Here is a 1,387-nt window from a genome sequence, read left to right as displayed (position 1 = left end):
GCGGAGGCTGTGTGCCGGTCACTGGCGGCTGGTGGTGCGCGCGCCGAGGTGGAGGTGCTGGAGCTGCACCGGCTGGCGGCCGACCTCGCCCAGCACTCCACCCACGACCGCGTCAGCCTCGACCTGCGGGAGGCGATCGCGGCGGCCGTGGCGGCCGACGGGCTCGTGGTGGCGGCCCCGGTGCTCGCCGCATCCCCGAGCGAGGTGCTCGACTTGTTCTTCGCCGTCCTCGGGGACGGTGTCCTCTCCGGCATGCCGGTGCTGCTGGCGCTCAACAGCGGCTCCCGCTGGCAGCCGCCCGACCTCGCGCAGGTGCTACGCAGGCGCCTGGCCAGCGTGCACGCCGACCCCGTGCCCACGGTCGTCGTCGCCGGCCCCGCCGACTGGCCGGCCACGGCTCACAGCGACGCGGCACGACTGCGCGCCTGCATCGACCAGGCCGCCGCCGAACTCGCCGTGGCGATGCGCTTGCACCGGCAGTGACCGACAACACTTGCTTCGAATTCGAAGCAGAGGTACCGTCATCACAGTTGCTTCGAATTCGAAGTAACATCGGCCGCAGTGAAGGTGAGAACCGAAATGAAGGCAGTACGTTTCCACGAGTACGGCGACCCCGACGTCCTGCGCTACGAGGACGTGGAGCAGCCCGTCCCCGGGGCCGGTGAGGTCCGGATCCGCGTCGCCGCGACGTCGTTCAACTCCGTCGACGGCAACATCCGCGGCGGCTTCATGCGCGGCCCCATCCCGGTGGTGCTGCCGCACACTCCCGGCCTCGACGTCGCCGGCACCATCGACGCGCTGGGCGAGGGCGTGGACGGCATCGCGGTCGGTGACGACGTCATCGGCTTCCTGCCGATGGACGGGAACGGCGCCGCCGCGGAGTACGTCCTCGCGCCGGCCGAGGTCCTGACGCCGGCGCCCAAGAGCATCCCCCTGCCCGACGCCGCCGCACTGCCACTCGTGGGCCTCACCGCGTGGCAGGCGCTGTTCGACCACGGCAAGCTGACGGCCGGGCAACGCGTGCTGATCAACGGCGCCGGCGGAGCGGTCGGCGGCTACGCCGTGCAGCTGGCCAAGGGAGCCGATGCCCACGTGATCGCCACGGCCAGCCCGCGCAGCAGCGAGGCGGTCACGTCGGCCGGCGCCGATGAGGTCATCGACCACACCACCACCGGCGTGAGCGCGGCGGTGACCGAGCCGGTCGACGTCGTGCTCAACCTCGCGCCGGTCGACCCGGCCGAGCTGGCCGCACTCGTCACACTGGTCCGTCCGGGCGGGGTCGTGGTGAACACGACGGTATGGATGCCCGCGCCCTCCGACCAGGAGCGCGGCGTACGCGGCATCGACCTGTTCGTCCGCAGCGACGCCGACCAGCTGTCGCAGCTGG

Annotated in this window: 2 protein-coding genes; both read left to right on the top strand. The window is 72.2% G+C overall.

Annotated elements, in window-relative coordinates:
- Positions 1 to 483: NAD(P)H-dependent oxidoreductase (locus G5C60_RS50670; protein ID WP_165271081.1), on the top strand; the 483-nt coding region annotated here is incomplete at its 5' end.
- Positions 484 to 579: 96 nt separating this feature from the next.
- On the top strand, positions 580 to 1,387 hold an 808-nt coding region (locus G5C60_RS50665), incomplete at its 3' end, for an NADP-dependent oxidoreductase (protein WP_165271079.1).

It is taken from the genome of Streptomyces scabichelini (genome assembly GCF_011045015.1).
Lineage (GTDB): Bacteria > Actinomycetota > Actinomycetes > Streptomycetales > Streptomycetaceae > Streptomyces > Streptomyces scabichelini.
Note: the sequence above shows the minus strand (reverse complement) of the source record. Positions and strands in the feature narration are given on the sequence as shown.